General features: G+C 58.3%; 12 protein-coding genes. 7 read left to right on the top strand and 5 right to left on the bottom strand.

Translation table 11 applies throughout. The annotated features are described in order from the left end of the window. Window positions 1–378: 378 nt before the first annotated feature. From ACTO3O_RS02985 to ACTO3O_RS02965, 5 genes are all read right to left on the bottom strand, one after another. The gene (locus ACTO3O_RS02985; RefSeq protein WP_297830607.1) at window positions 379–1380 is read right to left on the bottom strand and encodes a malate dehydrogenase; all 1002 of its coding nucleotides are present in this window, start codon (window positions 1378–1380) and stop codon (window positions 379–381) included. Between the two features lie 44 nt (window positions 1381–1424). Further along, entirely contained in the window at window positions 1425–2486 is a 1062-nt protein-coding gene (locus ACTO3O_RS02980; RefSeq protein ID WP_482596429.1) for a YeiH family protein, read from the bottom strand. Window positions 2487–2660: 174 nt separating this feature from the next. Continuing rightward, on the bottom strand, window positions 2661–2810 hold the full coding sequence (locus ACTO3O_RS02975) for a hypothetical protein (RefSeq protein ID WP_297830608.1): 150 nt from the start codon (window positions 2808–2810) through the stop codon (window positions 2661–2663). Window positions 2811–2855: 45 nt separating this feature from the next. Continuing rightward, the gene (aroB, locus tag ACTO3O_RS02970) at window positions 2856–3917 is read right to left on the bottom strand and encodes a 3-dehydroquinate synthase (RefSeq protein ID WP_297830610.1); all 1062 of its coding nucleotides are present in this window, start codon (window positions 3915–3917) and stop codon (window positions 2856–2858) included. Between the two features lie 1312 nt (window positions 3918–5229). Then, complete coding sequence (locus tag ACTO3O_RS02965; RefSeq protein ID WP_297832421.1) at window positions 5230–5691, bottom strand: META domain-containing protein; 462 nt, start codon at window positions 5689–5691, stop codon at window positions 5230–5232. A 274-nt stretch (window positions 5692–5965) separates the two neighbouring features. On the opposite strand from ACTO3O_RS02965, the gene ACTO3O_RS02960 reads away from it, so the two are divergent. The 7 genes from ACTO3O_RS02960 (at window position 5966) to ACTO3O_RS02930 (ending at window position 16146) form a co-directional block, all read left to right on the top strand. Beyond that, complete coding sequence (locus ACTO3O_RS02960) at window positions 5966–7873, top strand: FISUMP domain-containing protein (protein ID WP_297832418.1); 1908 nt, start codon at window positions 5966–5968, stop codon at window positions 7871–7873. A 15-nt stretch (window positions 7874–7888) separates the two neighbouring features. Beyond that, entirely contained in the window at window positions 7889–9715 is a 1827-nt protein-coding gene (locus ACTO3O_RS02955) for a hypothetical protein (RefSeq protein ID WP_297832424.1), read from the top strand. Between the two features lie 1532 nt (window positions 9716–11247). Continuing rightward, window positions 11248–11625: a RidA family protein gene (locus ACTO3O_RS02950; RefSeq protein ID WP_294592857.1), complete on the top strand. Its 378-nt coding sequence runs from the start codon at window positions 11248–11250 to the stop codon at window positions 11623–11625. After that, window positions 11622–13034, top strand: a complete 1413-nt coding sequence (locus ACTO3O_RS02945) for a DNA recombination protein RmuC (RefSeq protein WP_297830248.1) — start codon at window positions 11622–11624, stop codon at window positions 13032–13034. The genes ACTO3O_RS02950 and ACTO3O_RS02945 overlap by 4 nt, the downstream gene beginning before the upstream one ends. Further along, window positions 13031–13873 carry a 4-(cytidine 5'-diphospho)-2-C-methyl-D-erythritol kinase gene (gene ispE / locus ACTO3O_RS02940; RefSeq protein ID WP_297830250.1) on the top strand — a complete coding sequence of 281 codons (843 nt, stop codon included), beginning with the start codon at window positions 13031–13033 and terminating at the stop codon, window positions 13871–13873. The genes ACTO3O_RS02945 and ispE overlap by 4 nt, the downstream gene beginning before the upstream one ends. A 42-nt stretch (window positions 13874–13915) precedes the next feature. Further along, a complete protein-coding gene (locus ACTO3O_RS02935) occupies window positions 13916–15463 on the top strand; it encodes an acyl-CoA carboxylase subunit beta (protein WP_294592853.1) in 1548 nt (515 codons plus the stop codon). 356 nt (window positions 15464–15819) lie between these two features. Then, window positions 15820–16146, top strand: a complete 327-nt coding sequence (locus ACTO3O_RS02930) for an acyl-CoA carboxylase biotin carboxyl carrier protein subunit (RefSeq protein WP_297626825.1) — start codon at window positions 15820–15822, stop codon at window positions 16144–16146. The last annotated feature ends 45 nt before the right edge of the window (window positions 16147–16191 follow it).

Genomic DNA, 16191 nt, shown 5'->3' with positions numbered 1-16191 from the left:
ACCGCAGGATTCAGCTCAAAAGTAGGGTAGAGGCTGTCTAATATTAGGGTAGCTCCTGCCCCTTGCCCACCGCGTGCCCGCGGCGTTTATTCCGAGAGGCAACGCAACTGAAGAGCGAGGCCACGGATATCGGAATTGCTCGGCTGAGTCGCATTCGGCAGGAAACGTAAATAGTAGCCCCGCGTATCATCGCTCGAAGCCGACCAGACGGAACCCTCACTTCCGACGCTCAGTAGTGCACCCTTACTGCTATTGCTGCGGAAGCCCGGGGCGGCGGATGAGAGGACATTGTCAGACTGATCCTCAACAGAGCAAACGTAGCAGGGCCGGATCTTTGGAACAAAGATCCGGCCCTGCTGTCAGTTAAAATAACTTCGATTATTTCAAGTTAGGGTTTAATCCCGCCCATTCCGAAATGGCCGGAATGATACCCATGCCGATCACCTCGTCCCGCAACTTGCACAGGTGTCCGTAGCTCTGTTGCAGCGATTCGGTCTCCTGAGCCGTTCCGGTCGGTACCTTATAATGTACCCCGTCTTTGTCGATCGTGGTTTCCATCGCCATCATGATGTGGTCGAAGCCCCCTTCCGAAACGTACACCCCTGCCGGCCAGCGGAAAGGAGCGCCGCCCATCGCTGCACGGATCATTTCGACCGACACGTAAGCCGGGCTCTGGAACGACGACCGACCCCGGAGGTCGATGATCCGTTTCCCGCCCTGAATCACGTGTTGCCGGATGGCGGCCCATTGTTCGTCGGTCAGGGCCGGGGTGCCGATCAGTTCGGTCAGCGGTTTGCCGTCCACCTTGACGGTCGAAGCGAAAACGGCCATCTGTTCGCCGTGTCCGCCATACGTCCGGGCGTCGGTCACCCGGTCGTGCGCGATACCGAAATGCTGTCCCAGCGCCGTCCGGAGCCGCGTGCTGTCCAAAGCGGCGAGGGTGCTGACCTGAGACGGCTTCAGACCCGAATAGATCAGGGTGACGAGGCCGGTGATATCGGCCGGGTTGAAGATCACGACGACGTGTTTCACATCGGGGCAGTAGGTGCGGATGTCTTTCCCGAACTGGGCGGCGATTTCGGCATTCCCTTTCAGGAGGTCTTCGCGGGTCATACCGGCTTTCCGTGCCGCACCGCCCGACGAGATGATGTATTTCGCGCCTTTGAGCGCTTCGGCGATGTCGTTGGTCCAGGTGAGGTTGATCCCTTCGAAACCGCAGTGGTACATCTCTTCGGCCATCCCTTCGAGCGCCGGGGCGAACGGGTCGTAGGCGCAGATGTTCGGGGTGAGGCCCATCATGATGGCGGTCTGTACCATGTTCGAACCGATCATGCCGGCGGCGCCGACGATGGTGAGCTTTTCGTCTGTCAGGAAGTTCATAAATATTGGTTTTTAGTTGTTTGTGTCGTTTTTACAACCCGGCGTTACATCAATGCCGGAGCGAGGTATCGGGCCAAAAGGTATCCGCCGCCCATCAGCCACACGAAGAGGATAGCGGCCAGTATAAAGGGTTTGACGCCTGCTTTGCGAAACTTCTCGATGCTGGTTTCGGCTCCGAGCGCGGTCATGGCCATAGTCAGCAGGAAGATGTCCAATTGTTTGAGGAAGGCGATCACTCCTTCGGGCAACAGGCCGAACGAGTTGAAAGCGATGACTCCCAAAAAGCCCACGACGAACCACGGAATCGACACTTTGCCGCTTCCGTTGTCAGAGGTTGCTGCCGTGTTGCCGCGTTGCTGCAATTTTCGTGCCCGTGCGCGCGCGATGGCGAAGCCGAGGAGCAGCAAGACCGGGACGAGCATCATCACGCGGATCATCTTGACGATGACGGCCACGCCGGCCACTTCGTCGCCCATGGCGTTTCCGGCTCCCACGGCGTGGGCCACTTCGTGCAGCGTCGCGCCGGCATAGAGTCCCATCTGTGCCGGGTCGAGCTCCAGGATGCCGTTCCGGTACAGAGCGGGGTAGAGGAACATGGCGATCGTCCCAAAGATCACGACGGTGGAGACGGCTACGGCGGTTTTATAAGGTTTGCTGTGGATGGTGGCTTCGGCTCCGAGCACGGCTGCGGCGCCGCAAATGCCGCTCCCGACGGAGGTCAGCAGGGCGATTCCGCGATCCATTTTCAAGAGTCGTCCGATCCAGATCCCGCCGTAGATGGTTCCGGCGACGATCACGGCGTCGATCACCAAAGCGGCCCAACCGACTTGTACGACATCCTGGAAGGTGAGGTTGAAGCCGTACAGGATGATCCCGATCCGCAGCAGTCGTTTGGAACAGAAGAGGATGCCGGGCACCCAAGTGGCCGGCAGCCGGTTGCGGAGGCTGTTGGCGTAGAGCATCCCGAGTACGATCCCCACGATCAACGGGCTGAGCGAGAGGCTGCTCACCCAGCGGGTCTCGGCGATCCAGAAAGCGGCGCAGCTGAACAGGGCGATCAGCAGTACGCCGTGTAGCATATTTCCGCGGTGTTCACTGAGTTTCATATTTTTTTCTGCGGTTTGTGTGCTTGAAACGGTAGGGGTTGGGGGCTTATTGTTTATGGGCAGTCCAATTTCGTTTTATTGGGGTCGAGGTGTCGGTTGCTTGGGGTGCCTCTTGGGTAGAGGCTGGCGATTATTTAGGGTAGACACAGCCAGCAAAAGACGCTGTGCGTCCGTTTATTCCGAGAGGCACCGCAACTGAAAACCGTGGATGCGGCCTGTCGTGTAGCAGGGGTAGAGGTCTGTTGCGCGGAAACGCAAATATGTGCTGTTAGTATCACTGACTGACGACGACCAGCTGTAACCGCCGAGGCCGACGATGCTCAAATCGCCTGTCTTGCCGTCGCGGAAGCCCGGGGCGGGAGTATCTTACTATAAAGTGTCCGTAATCAGCGCCTCCAACTCTGTCAGCGGCATTCGGCGACGAACCGATCGGCCGAGTCCGGATGGTAAGACGAAATCGATTTCCTGCGCTTCTCGTTTTTTATCTGCCTCAACGGCGGCAATCAACTGCGATGCAGTGACTTCGAGCATGGGATCGATCGAGGTCGGCAGCCCCATTCCGCGAATCGTTCGGATAATCCGGGCCTCTTCATCTGCTGTGAGCAGGCCGGCTTTAACAGCTGCTCCAGCAGCCACGCAGAGACCGATGGCTACCGCCTCGCCGTGCAGGTAATGTCTCGTGCATTTCTCGATCGCATGGCCGAAGGTATGGCCCAGGTTCAACAGCTTTCGCTCGCCGTGTTCCTGTTCGTCCGCCGCTACTACCCGGGCTTTCAGTCCGACTGTGGCGACGAGGATGCGGTGGAGTAGTTCCGGGTTGCCGGTCAGTGTCTCGAATGTCTCTCCTTCGAAGGCTTCGAACAAGGCGGCGTCGCCGATCAATCCGCACTTGATGGCTTCGGCCAGACCGGCTCTCAACTCCCGTGCGGGGAGTGTCGAGAGCATCGTCTGGTCGCACAGCACGAAGTCCGGCTGGTTGAAAACTCCGATTTGGTTTTTATAGCCGTCCAGATTGACGCCGTTCTTTCCACCGACGCTTGCATCGGCCTGAGCGAGCAGGGAGGTGGCTACGAAACCGAAGCCGCTCACGCCTCGCATATAGACCGAGGCGACGAATCCGGTGATGTCTGTCACGATGCCGCCGCCGATGCCGACGATATACGAGCCGCGGTCGGCTCCCATTCGGAGCAGTTCGCGACAGACTTGTTCTACGGTGGTCAGTGTTTTTTGTGTCTCGCCGAGTCCGATCTGGATATGGGGATAGCGTCCGATCAGTTCCGGATAGGATGCTGCCAGGTTCGGGTCGGTGATGACGATAGGGCGTCGTCCGGCGAGCAGCGTGTCGAGCAAGGGCAGGGCTTCGCCGATCACGATGCGCGACGGGGCTTCCGGTTTGTCCGGGCGCGGTACTGAAATTTCCTGCGTTTTCATCGGAGACAAAATTAACAATATTCTCCGGATGGGCGACGGGCGTGCGCGGCGGCGCGCGGACAAAGAGTTGGGCTGAGGCGGTTAAGCGATACGCAGTATCGCTCCGTCCCGCCGGTGCGCCCATCGGGCGTTTTGTTAGGGTTGTCTTTGCCTTATTAGCCGTCCGCCGCCCGCGCAGGGCAGTTTCAGGCGGGACAAAGCTCGACCGCGCGCCGCCGCCTAAAGAGGGAAATCGTCAAAATGCACTTTGTGCGTTTTGACAAGATTTCCCAAGGCGCGCGGTCAAACGGTGTGTGAAATCCGTCGCCCGCTCGCCTAAAAGGGCATATTCTGCCGGTTGGCATTTGGCCAATCCGGCAAGAATTGCCGCGGGCGACGTTTAGGAGTAGACCGGGCCATCTTTCGGGTGCCGAGCGGCACCGGCGGAGCGACAGCGGAGCCGCAGTGAGGCTGACACGGGGCGGAGAGCTGGGGCGAGCTTTGGGCCGTGCCTGGTCTTCAGGCGGTGCTCGTGCGACCGTTAGGTCGCCGTCCTCGGCGAGAGCGACGCATCAGCGGCGCGTGGGGGGGGGCGCGCCGAGGACGAATTTCGCAGAATGGGGATGGGCGACAGGCCGAATTTGAAAACTGTGGGATGAACTTTTGGTCGTGCTTTGGCCGAGCTTCTGCGACCCAAAGGGTCGCGCAGTCCGCCGCCACCCCACGCGGCGGATTGCAACTTGTCGGAGCTCGTTGCACTCACCGCTGGCGGCGAACTTTTGCAAACAGGCCGAGGCCGAACCCGACAGAAAATGGCTGTGCTCTTGCGACCCGTAGAACCGCTGGGCTTGCGCGCTGGGCCTTCGGCCCACCCCTGGAGCGCGCAGCCCGAAACCGACTGAATTGAGGAGGTGAATGGGGGAAAGTGCTTTTGAGGGTCGAAGCCTGCGGGGCCTAAAGCAACGTTAGTTGCGGGCCTCCGCTGGGGGAGGCTTCGGCCCGCGCGATTCTTCGAATCGCAAGCATTTTCCGTTTATTCCGAGAGGCAACGCAACTGACGACCGTCCGCACGGTTGCCCGTGCTGCTAGGGCCAAGGTCTTGTGCGGTGAACCACAAGAAACGCCCGTAAATCCCGCTGACCATGGACGACCAGTTGTAGCCGACATTTCCGACCCCGCCCGGTGTGCCCGAGGCGAGGCTGCGGTAGCCCGGGGCGGGGACAGCAAAAGAGGCTTTGAAAAGATAATACGAAAAAGAGGCGACCCTTTGCGAGGTCGCCCCTGTGTAAAATGGAACGAAAGATGCGTTCGGAAAGAAAACAGTTCGCGGAGACTATTTTCCGTTCGCTCCCTCCTTCGCCGTCCGCGGTACAGCCTGCAACAAGGCGACCAGATTGCCCTCGCCGTCCAGCATCAGAAGCCGTTCGCCTTCAAGTTTCAACCGCTTGATGTCCGTCAACCGACCTACGAAGCCGTCTTCGATCTCCGTATCCGGGCAGTACATCCGCGTGACGCCCGCATTCTTGATCTCGATGTTGTGCTCCGGATCCTCGTAGAGGCTGTAACCCGCGAAGAAGTTGTTGCACGGAGCCTGTCCGTAGATCATCTTTTCAGCCGCGTCGAAAGTCAGCGTCACCGCCTTGTCGGTCGGCACCGCTGCGCCGAGGAATTCGATCAGACGCCAGTCGTCCGCTTCGAGATTCGCAATCTTCGGGCTCCCTTTGCGGCATGCGCAACATGCGCTCAGTAAAACGGCCGCCGCTCCGACGGTCGCCAGTATCCATCCTTTTTTCATGTCGATGTCTGTATGAATGGTGAGTGAATAAATCTTTTGGTGTTCCGTAATGGCCGGACTGCCGGTTCGACAGCCTCTGCAAAAGTAGCACAAATTCAGCGAGTGCAAAATTCCTGCCAGAGTTTCTCCGGATGCCTCGCCGCCCGCTGTGGTCTGCGCGGCAGTTTCGCCGAAAGGCTAAAAATTGATCGATAGGTAGTTACGTATTCGGAAAAATTATACTTTTGCAGTCGATTATTCCGGAACGTACCGGGAAACAGCTCGTTTTCAATCTATGAAACACATTGACAACAAGATCGTTATCTCTTTTCTGTGCGGAGCGTTGTTTTTGGGCGCGTGCAACAAAAGCCAGGCTCCTTCCGTGTTGGAGCACGGAAGCGAACGGCAGACCTATCCGTTGGTTTTGCAGGATAACGAGGCGCCTGGGGAGAATCTGGCTGAAAAAATTCAGGAACTGTCGGTCTATCACTTCAGCAACGGTAAGTTTTATCTGAAACAACAGCTGAAACCGAACGAGAAAGGCGAAATTGCCGTTTCGGCGGCCGGTGGGTCACGGCTCTATTTCATCAGCGGCATTCCTTTTTCGCTCTCCGGAGAGACCATCGACGAAGAGAATTTCCGCAATATCGCTGTCGGGCGGGATTTGCACGACAACTCTGCGCCGGAGTTTATGACGGCCGTGGTCGACCTAGGGAACGATACCGAAACGCGAGGGGGGGGGGATCCCCGAACTGTCTCGCTTAAGCGTAGCGTGGCGCGGCTCGACATCGATGCTTCGACGGATAGCAAAATACGGATCAGCGAAGTCCTTGTCGAGAATGCGCCGGCGGAGATCTGTCCGTTCCGCGAAGGCCAGCAGGCGTCGAAAGAGACGATCAGCTACCGGAAGGTCTTCGAAACGGCGGTAGGCGGCAAACTGGAGTCCGTCTTCCGGATTTTCGAAAGCGCCCAGCCGGTGCACCTCGTTTTGCTCGGAAGCTATGACGATGCGCCGTTGAGGCTGAAGCTGGAGCTGCCGACGGTTGAATGCAACAAGGTCTATGCCGTGGAGGTGCGGAACTCCGGCGCGATGATCGAAGGGGTGGTCGAGGTCAAGCCGTGGGACGAGGGCGGAACGGTCGTCGGAAGTCCGGATGCGGGGAATCGTATCGTGCTCGATGCGGCGCGTTCCCGTTTCCCGGCGGGGGTCAAGGTCGATTATCAGAATAACCTGATCGAAGTGCCGGCCGAAGGGGCGGCGGGGATGAAACTCGCGTTTTTGGGCGACAGCCGGATCGATATCGACTCCGTCGAGGGGTTGGACCCGGATGTCACGCTCAGCGGCGTTTCGGTGTCGGAAGAGCCCGACGGCGGGTTCGTCTCGATGTTCGACGCTTCGGTGGCGGCTCAGGGCCGGGGACGGCTGGGCTATTCGGTGCTCGTGCACCTGAAGAGTGCGCTGACGCAGCTTTCGTACGACTATGTGGAGATTCGGGTCGCGCCCAGCGAACATCAGATCGAAACGGTCGAAATGGGCGGGCTGACCTGGATGGCGTTCAATGCCCGCACGCACGACCTGGAAGATCAGGTCTATCCGCTCGACGGCCTGACGGTCGAGGAGATGTACCGAGAGAGCTGGATCAACACCATCGGCGGTCTGTTCCAGTTCGGACGACTCTATATGTATGTGCCGTGGCAGGGATACAATCCTTCGAATAACCTCGGAAATCAGACTCAGGATGCTCCTTGGATACACGATACCCATATGCCGTGTCCCGAGGGTTACCGGGTGCCGACGCGGGCGGAGTGGCGGGCCATTCTGCCGGCCTCGGCCCAGATTCCGGGGAACTATACCACGGCGACCGGCGAACAAATTACGGCTACGCTTCATGTCGCGAATGGGACGCTCGTGACGCCGACCGGGGTGACCGGAACCCAGCGTTACGTGAAGCTCTCCGTCGATGGGACGGATCGTTTCTTGATCTTCCCGATGGCAGGCTATAAAGGCGATAAATCAACGTCGAACAATCCGAATTTCGGCAACTGGGCTTTGATGTGGACCAACGACCGGACGGGGTGTCCGGGAGGGTATGCTTGGCTTCGCAGACTCTCTTTCTCGGCGGCAACCAGTTCTCTCTCGTTGATTGATGAATACCAGTGGCAGATGGAAGGATTCGCATACGTGCGGTGCGTCAAGAAATAAGAGAGGAGGCGTGTGATGAAAAACAGACTGAAAATCGCTATTTTCCTTTTGGGCACCGTGTGGGTAATGGCCGGGTGCTCGAAACGACAGGAATTCGACCTCCGGCAGCCGGGCGAGGGGAGTGTCACTTTCGTCTTCGGCTTTCAGGCGGAGAACGACTCCACCCTTCCGACCCGGGCCGACGAGACAGAGTTGCTGCCCCGGGATCAGATCGGACAGATGTGGTATATGATTACCGACAGCCGCGGCGAGAAGCTCGACCTGCATACGCACAAGTTGGAGTCCGACTTTTCGAAACTGACGGTCGAGGGGCTGAAAGAGGGGGATTATACGGTCGTCTTCATGGCGACTGCCAGTCGGGAGCAACAACCGGCGGCGGTCGATCTGCCGCAGAGGCTGGCGGATGTCTGGCTGCGGAATCCGACCGATGCCGAACCGCTGGACGAAATCTACTACTACAAAAAGCTGGATTTGCATGTCGGGCGGGCACAGGCTTCGGTCTCGCAGCCGGTGGCTTTGGAACGCTGTGTGGGGCGGGTCGATGTGGATGTGAATGTCTCGTCGGAGTACATGTGGCGGTTTATCCGCAAGATCGAAATCGCATTCGACGAGGCGGATGGGGTCTACACGGCTTTCGATGCGACGGGAGCCTATTCCGGCACCGGGGCGATTCCGGTTTATGACATTACGGAGAGTCGTTCGTTCTACTCGTTGCCGAGTCGGAAGGCGTTGTCGGGGGTCGTCACGATCGAATCGGAACGCAGCGACGGGATGCCGTTCGTGCGCAAATACCGTTTCTCGGGCTGTCGGATCGAGGCGGGGCGGGTGGCGCATATCCGGATAGATTATCAGCATCCGGAGAGTCGGGAAGGGTTGCTTTATGTGCGTGAAAACGACTTGTCGCGGTTCGAAACCGATACCATGTTCCTGGCGGATGAACCGCGGGAGGTGTTTTATAATGCGGGGCGGCGCTCGTTCTATCCGAATGCTCCGTTACAGGTTTCGGTGGCGGGGGATCATCGGTTGCTGGTCAAGTTCTTCTCGCCGATCGCGATTCGGGATGTGAAAATCCTGTGCCGGTTCAATAAGTTCAGTCCGGAATTCGTCGAGTTGGCGCAATTCGATCTGATTTATCCGTTCATGGAGGCTTCGTTCCCGTTGCCGGTGGTCAGCTCGGAGCGCACGTTCACGACGGCGTCCGGCCGGAAAATCGTGGTGCCGGCTCAACCGGATCTCTCTGGTGAAGATGTCTCGCTGATCATTCAGACGGAGGATCCGTTCATGAAGAAAATCGAACGGATCGACAGTCGGTGGTATATTCGGTTTTCGGCCTATTCGGCGGATGCGGGACATGCTTATTGGCGGCATATGAATCCGTTGCTGTGTCGGCATGGGGTGGCTTTGGCGCTCAATATGGCCTTTATGTTCGCGTCCGAGGAGTTCAATACCGAGATGGAGAAGTACGATGGGCGGCTGCTGGACAACGGTCGGAATCCGATTGATCTCGATCAGTTGCGGCAACGGATTCGCAGCCATAGGGGGCTTTCGCTCGGTTGTGTGTCGGGGGTCGGCGGCTTGGGGGGCGGACAGACTTATGGATTGGCGAACTATTGTTATACGGGGGTCTATTTCGATGCGACGTCTCCGAACAGCCATCCGCATAGTTATCCGCGTCAGGCGATGTTCCACGAATATGGGCATTGTCTGGGGTATAGCCACTCCAGTACGATGACTTACGGGGATCAGTGGACGGTGCTTTGTGCGACGGTTTTCGTGCAGATGGGGAAAGACGGGAAGTTGCCCGTTTGTTCGAAGGATGCGGTGGGCAACTTGCCGATGTAGAGTTGCCGGATGTAAGTTTTCGGAGGCCTGATGCAGGTCTGAGAACCAGGGCGCTTGACGCATTAGCGTCAAGCGCCCTGTATTGTAGGAATCTTTTTCAATGAGTTGGGCTGTCGGTAACTTGAGGATGCGCAGCATCCGTCTAAAGTTTGGCTTCGCGTTGCCTTCGGCTTCCTCGTGCTACCTCGGCAAAGCCCGCAAGCGGTCTCTGCCCTCGGTACGCTACTCGGTTCCTCCTTGCACCTCGGCCATTCAAACAAGTTTGATGGCGCTCGGTTGCTGCGTCGGTTTTCTGGTTCTCTTTGTTCACAACCGACGCTGCCAGCGAGGGCAATGCAAACGTAGTTTGCAAATTGCCGAGCGGCGAGGAGGAAGGCAAGCCAACGAGAACAGTTCCAGCCGGGGCAGTGATCAGATCGCGCGCCGCCGCCTAAAGAAGCGATTCAACTATTTCGGCTCATCGCCGAAATAGTTGAATCGCGCAAGGCGCGCGAAAACGCGGCGGAGCGATAGCGTAGCCGCAGTGAGGCTGGCACAGGGCAGAGAGCTGGGCTGTGCTTTGGGCTGCGAGCGAGTAGCTAAGTCCCCGTGTCAACGGTCGGCCCGCAGCCCCCGGATGCGGAGGGGACGCACAGCGTCTTTTACTGGCCGCCTCAGCCTTAATATTCGTTCTCCGCTGGCTGCGGCCGAAAACAAATGGGCTGTGCTTCTGCGACCCTACGAGTCGCGCGGGCCGAAGCCTCCCGCCGCGGAGGCCCGCAACTGACGTTGCCGTGGGCCCCGCAGGCTTCGTCCGCTTGAACTGAGAGCGAATAGGCCGCATTCGAAAGGTTGGGGTGGTGAATGGGTGGCGTGCCGAGGCGAATTTTAGAGAGCTGGGCCGAGCTTCTGCGGCTCTTTGAGCCGCGCAGTTCGCCGCCACCCCACGCGGCGGACTGCAACTCGTCGGAGCTCGTTGCACTCACCGCTGGTGGCGAACTGCTGTTGTTGGTTGAAGACGCACTTCCAAGAATGGGGCGGTGAATGGGCTGAGTTCTTGCGGCTTTTAGAGCCGCGCGGGCCGGCCGCTTGCCCATGGGCGGCCCGCAACACGCCGCTCACGCGCCGAGAGTTGCTGTTCCTCCCGGGCGTCCCGACCCACCAAAGTCAAGCTAGATAGGGTAGAGGCTGTCGGTTACTTGGTGTAGAGGCTGGCATTAAAACGCCCTGTGGGCGCGTTTATTCCGAGAGGCAACGCAACTGAAAACCGTGGCTGCGATTGCTTGAGTTAGAGGGATTGAAACTCTTCGTATGGAAATCCAAATACCTCACCGTGACCTCCTTTTTCATTGATGTACATGACCAGGAGTATCCGCCGTTGCCGACATACCTTGCAGTGCCCTCCACATTCGCCCGCCCATAGTCGCGGAAGCCCGGGGCGGCCAGATTTCATCCCGTCCGTTGTGCAATCCACCTATTTCTCTTAACTTCGCACATGGAGAAAACCGGAACCTGTCCGTTTCGGAAATCTGCATTCAAAAAAACATCGAACCATGAAAAAATGGATTGCCACCCCCGACGCTCCGGCAGCCGTGGGGCCTTACAGCCAAGCCGTTGAAGCCAACGGAACACTCTACATCTCAGGCCAGCTGCCCATCGATCCCAAGACCAAAACGATGCCTGCCGGCGTGCGCGAACAGACCGTTCAGAGCTTGAAAAACATCGCCGCCATTCTCGAAGCCGCCGGGTATACGAAAAACGACGTCGTGAAATCGACCGTCCTGCTGGCCGACATCGCCGATTTCGCTACGATGAACGAAGCCTATGCCGAGTTCTACACCGACAAACTGCCTGCGCGTGTGGCTTATCAGGTCGCTGCGCTACCTATGGGAGCGTTGGTTGAAATCGAAACCGTTGCCGTGAAGGGATGACGATTCTCCTGACCATCCTGATCGTCGTATCGGTCGCTGCGGCTACTGCGCTGTGGGCCCAGTGGCGGAGCGAACGGCGTGCGGCGCGGACGATCGCCGAGGAGTTGGAGACTGCGCGCGAAGAGCTCGCTGCGACCCAAGCGTGGGGAACGGAGAACGCTGCCTTGCGAGCCGAAGCGGCGCTGCTCGGAGGACGGTTGGACGAACAGCAGGAGGCTTTGCGCAGGAGTGCCGAGGAGAATGCCGCTTTGCGTGACGAGCTGAGCCGGGCACGGGCCGATGTGCGTATCTGGAGCGAACGGTTCGAAAATCAGACCACCGAGCGGGAGAAACTTCAGCAACAGTTCGCCGACCACTTTCGCAACCTCGCCAACGACATATTGGAGGAGAAGAGCCGGCGGTTTACCGACACCAACCGGAAAAATATCGATGACCTGTTGAAGCCGTTGAGCGAAAACATCGAACATTTCCGCCAGCGGATCGAACGCGACTCCACCGAACGGAAGGTGTTGGAGGCCGAGATCAAACGGCTCCACGAGATGAGCAACCGGGTGAGTCGGGAGGCCAACAACCTGGCGACGGCGTTGCGCGGCAACAGCAAAACGCAGGGCGACTGGGGAGAGATGATTCTCGAAACGCTGCTCGAAAGCTCCGGGCTGCAAAAGGGGATACACTTCCGTGTGCAGGAGGATTTTCGGACCGAGGAGGGGGATCATGTACGACCGGACGTCGTGTTGGTCTTGCCGGACGACAAACAGATGGTCATCGACTCGAAAGTCTCGCTCACGGCTTATGCCAATTATGTCGAGGCGGCGGACGACCCGGACGAGGGGATTCGGCGGGCGGCGCTGTCGGCCCATGCGGCCTCGGTGCGGCGGCACATCGACGAACTCGCTGCGAAAAGCTATCAGAAACTGGCTGCGGGTTCGCCGGACTTCGTCATCATGTTCGTGCCGAACGAACCGGCCTTTCTCGTGGCGTTGCAGTGCGACGCCAAACTGTGGGATGATGCGTATCGCAAGAAGGTCATCCTGAGCAGTCCGACGAATCTTTTCGCGATTCTCAAAATCGTGGACGACCTCTGGCGGCGCGACAATCAGGATCGGTATGCGATGGAGATTGCACGGCAGGGGGGCGCGTTGTATGATAAATTCGTCGGTTTTGCCGAGAATTTCTTAGCTGTGGGCGATGCGTTGGGGAGGACGGACAAGGCCTATCGGGCTGCTCTCGGGCAGCTCAGGGAGGGGAACGGCAACCTTGTGCGGCGGGCCGAGTCGCTTCGGAAGTTGGGAATCAAGGCCTCGAAGAAGATGCCGCAGGCTTTGACGCCGTTGGACGACGCCACAGGGTTGCCGGAATCTGATCGGGCCGTGGAGGAGGATAACGATTCAACCGCTTTGCAACAATGATCCTTTTTCCCCACTGTAAAATCAATCTCGGGTTGCACATCACGGCGCGGCGGGAGGACGGCTATCATGAGATCGAGACCCTGTTTTATCCGGTGCGGGGGCTGTGCGATGCGGTGGAGATTTTGCCCGGTTCTACGAATGGAGGGATTGATTTTTCCTCGACCGGTCTGGCGGTGGATTGTCCGGAGGAGAAGAATCTGTGTGTCAGGGCGGCGAAAATCTTGCGGGATGCTTTCCCGGAGCCGTTTGCGGCGGCGGGCGGGGTGCGGATTCATCTTCACAAGACGATCCCTTTCGGCGCGGGGTTGGGCGGTGGTTCGGCGGATGCCACGGCGGTGCTTGTCGGGCTCAACGAGGTGCTCGCGCTCGGATTGACGGTCGAAGAGCTCGTCCCCTTTGCGGCGCGGTTGGGGAGCGATACGGTCTTTTTTCTCTACGACCGGCCGATGCTCGGGACGGGGCGGGGCGAGCGGTTGGAGCCGTTTCCCGGGCTCGATCTGTCGGGGTGGAGGCTCTTGTTGGTCAAACCGCCGGTGGGGGTCTCGACGGCCGAAGCCTACTCTTTGATCACGCCTCGTATGCCGGAGGCGGCGTTGGATGAAATCCTGCGTCGGCCGGTCGAGGCGTGGCGCGGACGGCTCGTGAATGACTTCGAAGAGCCGCTCTTCCGGCGTTTGCCGGTGCTGGGCGAGATCCGGGCCGAACTGTATCGGCAGGGGGCGGTGTATGCCGCATTGTCGGGGTCGGGCTCGACTCTCTTCGGGCTCTTTCCGGCGGGGTGTGAAGTGCCGGTCGAGGGATGGTCGGCGGACTATTTTGTCCGGGCCGAAACGTTGTAAGAGAAAAATGCTATATTTGTCTAAATCTTTAATCGAACTACTATGACCGTAGACAAGAAAATTCTCGACCTCAAGCAGAGAAAAGAGAAGGTCTTCAACGGCGGCGGGCTCAAGGCGATCGAAAAACAGAAAGCCATGGGCAAACTCACTGCCCGCGAACGGATCATCGCTCTGTTGGACGCCGATTCTTTCCATGAGTACGACATCTTCGTGGAACACGCCGGAACGGAGTTCGGCATGCAGAACAAGGAGTTGCCGGGCGACGGGGTGATTATCGGTACCGGGACGATCTGTGGCAATCCGGTGGCGGTGTTTGCCCAGGACTTTACGGTCGCCGGGGGGTCGCTCGGGCTGATGCACGCACGGAAGATCACGAAAATCATGGACTATGCACTGAATATGCGGATGCCGCTGATCGGGATCAACGACTCGGGCGGAGCGCGGATTCAGGAGGGGGTCAATGCGTTGGCCGGATACGGCGAAATATTTTTCCGCAATACGATGGCTTCGGGGGTGATTCCGCAGATTTCGGTCATTCTGGGGCCGTGTGCGGGCGGGGCGGTCTATTCGCCGGCTTTGACCGACTTCGTCTTCGTGGTGGACAAAATTTCCAAAATGTTTATCACCGGCCCGGAAGTCATCAAGACGGTTCTGGGCGAGGAAATCTCCATGGAAGAGCTCGGCGGGGCACGGGTGCATTGCGAACAGACCGGGAATGCGCACTTCTTCGCGGAATCGGAAGAGGAGTGTTTCCGGCAGATCCGGCAACTGCTCTCGACCATTCCGCAGAACAATACCCAGCCGGCGGAACGGACTAAACCGGCTGAACCGCTCGCTAAAAAATATCCGATCGAAAAACTCGTCCCGGGCGATCCGGCGCAACCGTACGATGTGCGGGATGTGATCCGGGCGGTGAGCGACGGCAGCGAGTTCGTCGAGGTGATGGAACTTTTTGCGGGGAATATCGTGGTGGGATTCGGGCGCGTAAACGGCGAGACGGTGGGTTTCGTGGCCAACCAGCCGATGGTGATGGCGGGGGTGCTGGATTGCGACTCGTCGGATAAGGCGGCGCGGTTTATCCGTTTCTGCGATGCGTTCAACGTGCCGATCGTGACGATCGAGGACTTGCCGGGCTACTTGCCGGGGGTCGATCAGGAGCATGCCGGGGTGATTCGGCATGGGGCGAAGTTGCTCTATGCGTACTCGGAGGCAACGGTGCCCAAAATTACGGTCATTCTGCGCAAGGCGTATGGCGGGGGGTATATTGCGATGAATTCCAGACATTTGCAGGCTGACTTCGTCTTCGCTTGGCCGCAGGCGGAGATTGCGGTGATGGGGCCGGAGGGGGCTGCCAATGTGATTTTCCGAAAGGAGATCATGGAGGCGGAAAATCCGGAGGAGATGCGTCAGCTCAAAATCCAGGAGTACAAGGATAAATTCGCGAATCCGTATGTGGCGGCGGCAAAGGGCTACATCGATGCGGTGATCGAACCGGCCGAAACGCGCAAGTGTTTGATTCATGCGTTGGAGGTGGCGCAGCGTAAGTCGGTGCTCCGGCCGGAGAAAAAACACGGTATCCCGCCGTTTTAATCGATCGTTTTTTTCGCATTCCGTTCTTTGTGCCTGCTGGAACTGCCGCTTTTTGTAAAAAGCGGCACCAAAAACTTTTATGCCAGCTACGCTATGCCTTAGGCTCCGCAGTCCTCAGTCTTCGCGAGTCTGTCGGGCTGGGTTTTCGGCGAGCGCGCTAATAACGGGCAAATAACCCAAGCGCGCTACGCCGGAAAACCACAGCCCAACGAACAGTCCGAGAGTTGGGCCGCCGGCAGCTGGAGGATGCGTCAGCATCCGTCTGAAGTTTTTTTGGTTCTTTTTGTTCACAAAAAGAACAGTACCCTCCAGATACAAAGAGTAGTACGAGAAAGCGATCCATAAAAAGAAAGCAGATGAATAAGACAGAAAGTGCGGTGCAGTTGGAGATGTTGGCCACTGAGAATGGCAGTTATCCGACGACCTTGACCGCAAAATATAAGAATCGAGAGCCGTGGGCGGCGAAAGATCCCCGGCGGATCGTCTCCTTTATTCCGGGAACGATAACCACCGTCGATGTGAAAGTCGGAGATCGGGTGAAAGAAGGAGACGTGTTGCTGACTTTCAAGGCGATGAAGATGCACAATACCTATCGTTCGCCGATCGGCGGAACGGTGGCGCGGGTGCATGTGGCTGCCGGTGATGTGGTCGCCAAAGGCGTGTTGTTGCTCGAATTCGAGTAGACGGCAACGACTTGTAAAGTCGTAAATATACGGAACCTCTTCTCT

Source organism: Rikenella sp., assembly GCF_056799795.1.
The sequence above is the reverse complement of the archived record's forward strand: the minus strand, read 5'-3'. Positions and strand labels throughout refer to the sequence as shown.

What these genes read in the sequence shown, in the direction of transcription:
- ACTO3O_RS02955 (WP_297832424.1), top strand. Translation starts at nt 7,889, where the DNA reads ATGAAAAACAGACTGAAAATCGCTATTTTCCTTTTGGGCACCGTGTGG.
- ACTO3O_RS02965 (WP_297832421.1), bottom strand. Translation starts at nt 5,691, where the DNA reads ATGAAAAAAGGATGGATACTGGCGACCGTCGGAGCGGCGGCCGTTTTA.
- ACTO3O_RS02980 (WP_482596429.1), bottom strand. Translation starts at nt 2,486, where the DNA reads ATGAAACTCAGTGAACACCGCGGAAATATGCTACACGGCGTACTGCTG.
- ispE (WP_297830250.1), top strand. Translation starts at nt 13,031, where the DNA reads ATGATCCTTTTTCCCCACTGTAAAATCAATCTCGGGTTGCACATCACG.
- ACTO3O_RS02935 (WP_294592853.1), top strand. Translation starts at nt 13,916, where the DNA reads ATGACCGTAGACAAGAAAATTCTCGACCTCAAGCAGAGAAAAGAGAAG.
- ACTO3O_RS02930 (WP_297626825.1), top strand. Translation starts at nt 15,820, where the DNA reads ATGAATAAGACAGAAAGTGCGGTGCAGTTGGAGATGTTGGCCACTGAG.
- aroB (WP_297830610.1), bottom strand. Translation starts at nt 3,917, where the DNA reads ATGAAAACGCAGGAAATTTCAGTACCGCGCCCGGACAAACCGGAAGCC.
- ACTO3O_RS02945 (WP_297830248.1), top strand. Translation starts at nt 11,622, where the DNA reads ATGACGATTCTCCTGACCATCCTGATCGTCGTATCGGTCGCTGCGGCT.
- ACTO3O_RS02960 (WP_297832418.1), top strand. Translation starts at nt 5,966, where the DNA reads ATGAAACACATTGACAACAAGATCGTTATCTCTTTTCTGTGCGGAGCG.
- ACTO3O_RS02950 (WP_294592857.1), top strand. Translation starts at nt 11,248, where the DNA reads ATGAAAAAATGGATTGCCACCCCCGACGCTCCGGCAGCCGTGGGGCCT.
- ACTO3O_RS02985 (WP_297830607.1), bottom strand. Translation starts at nt 1,380, where the DNA reads ATGAACTTCCTGACAGACGAAAAGCTCACCATCGTCGGCGCCGCCGGC.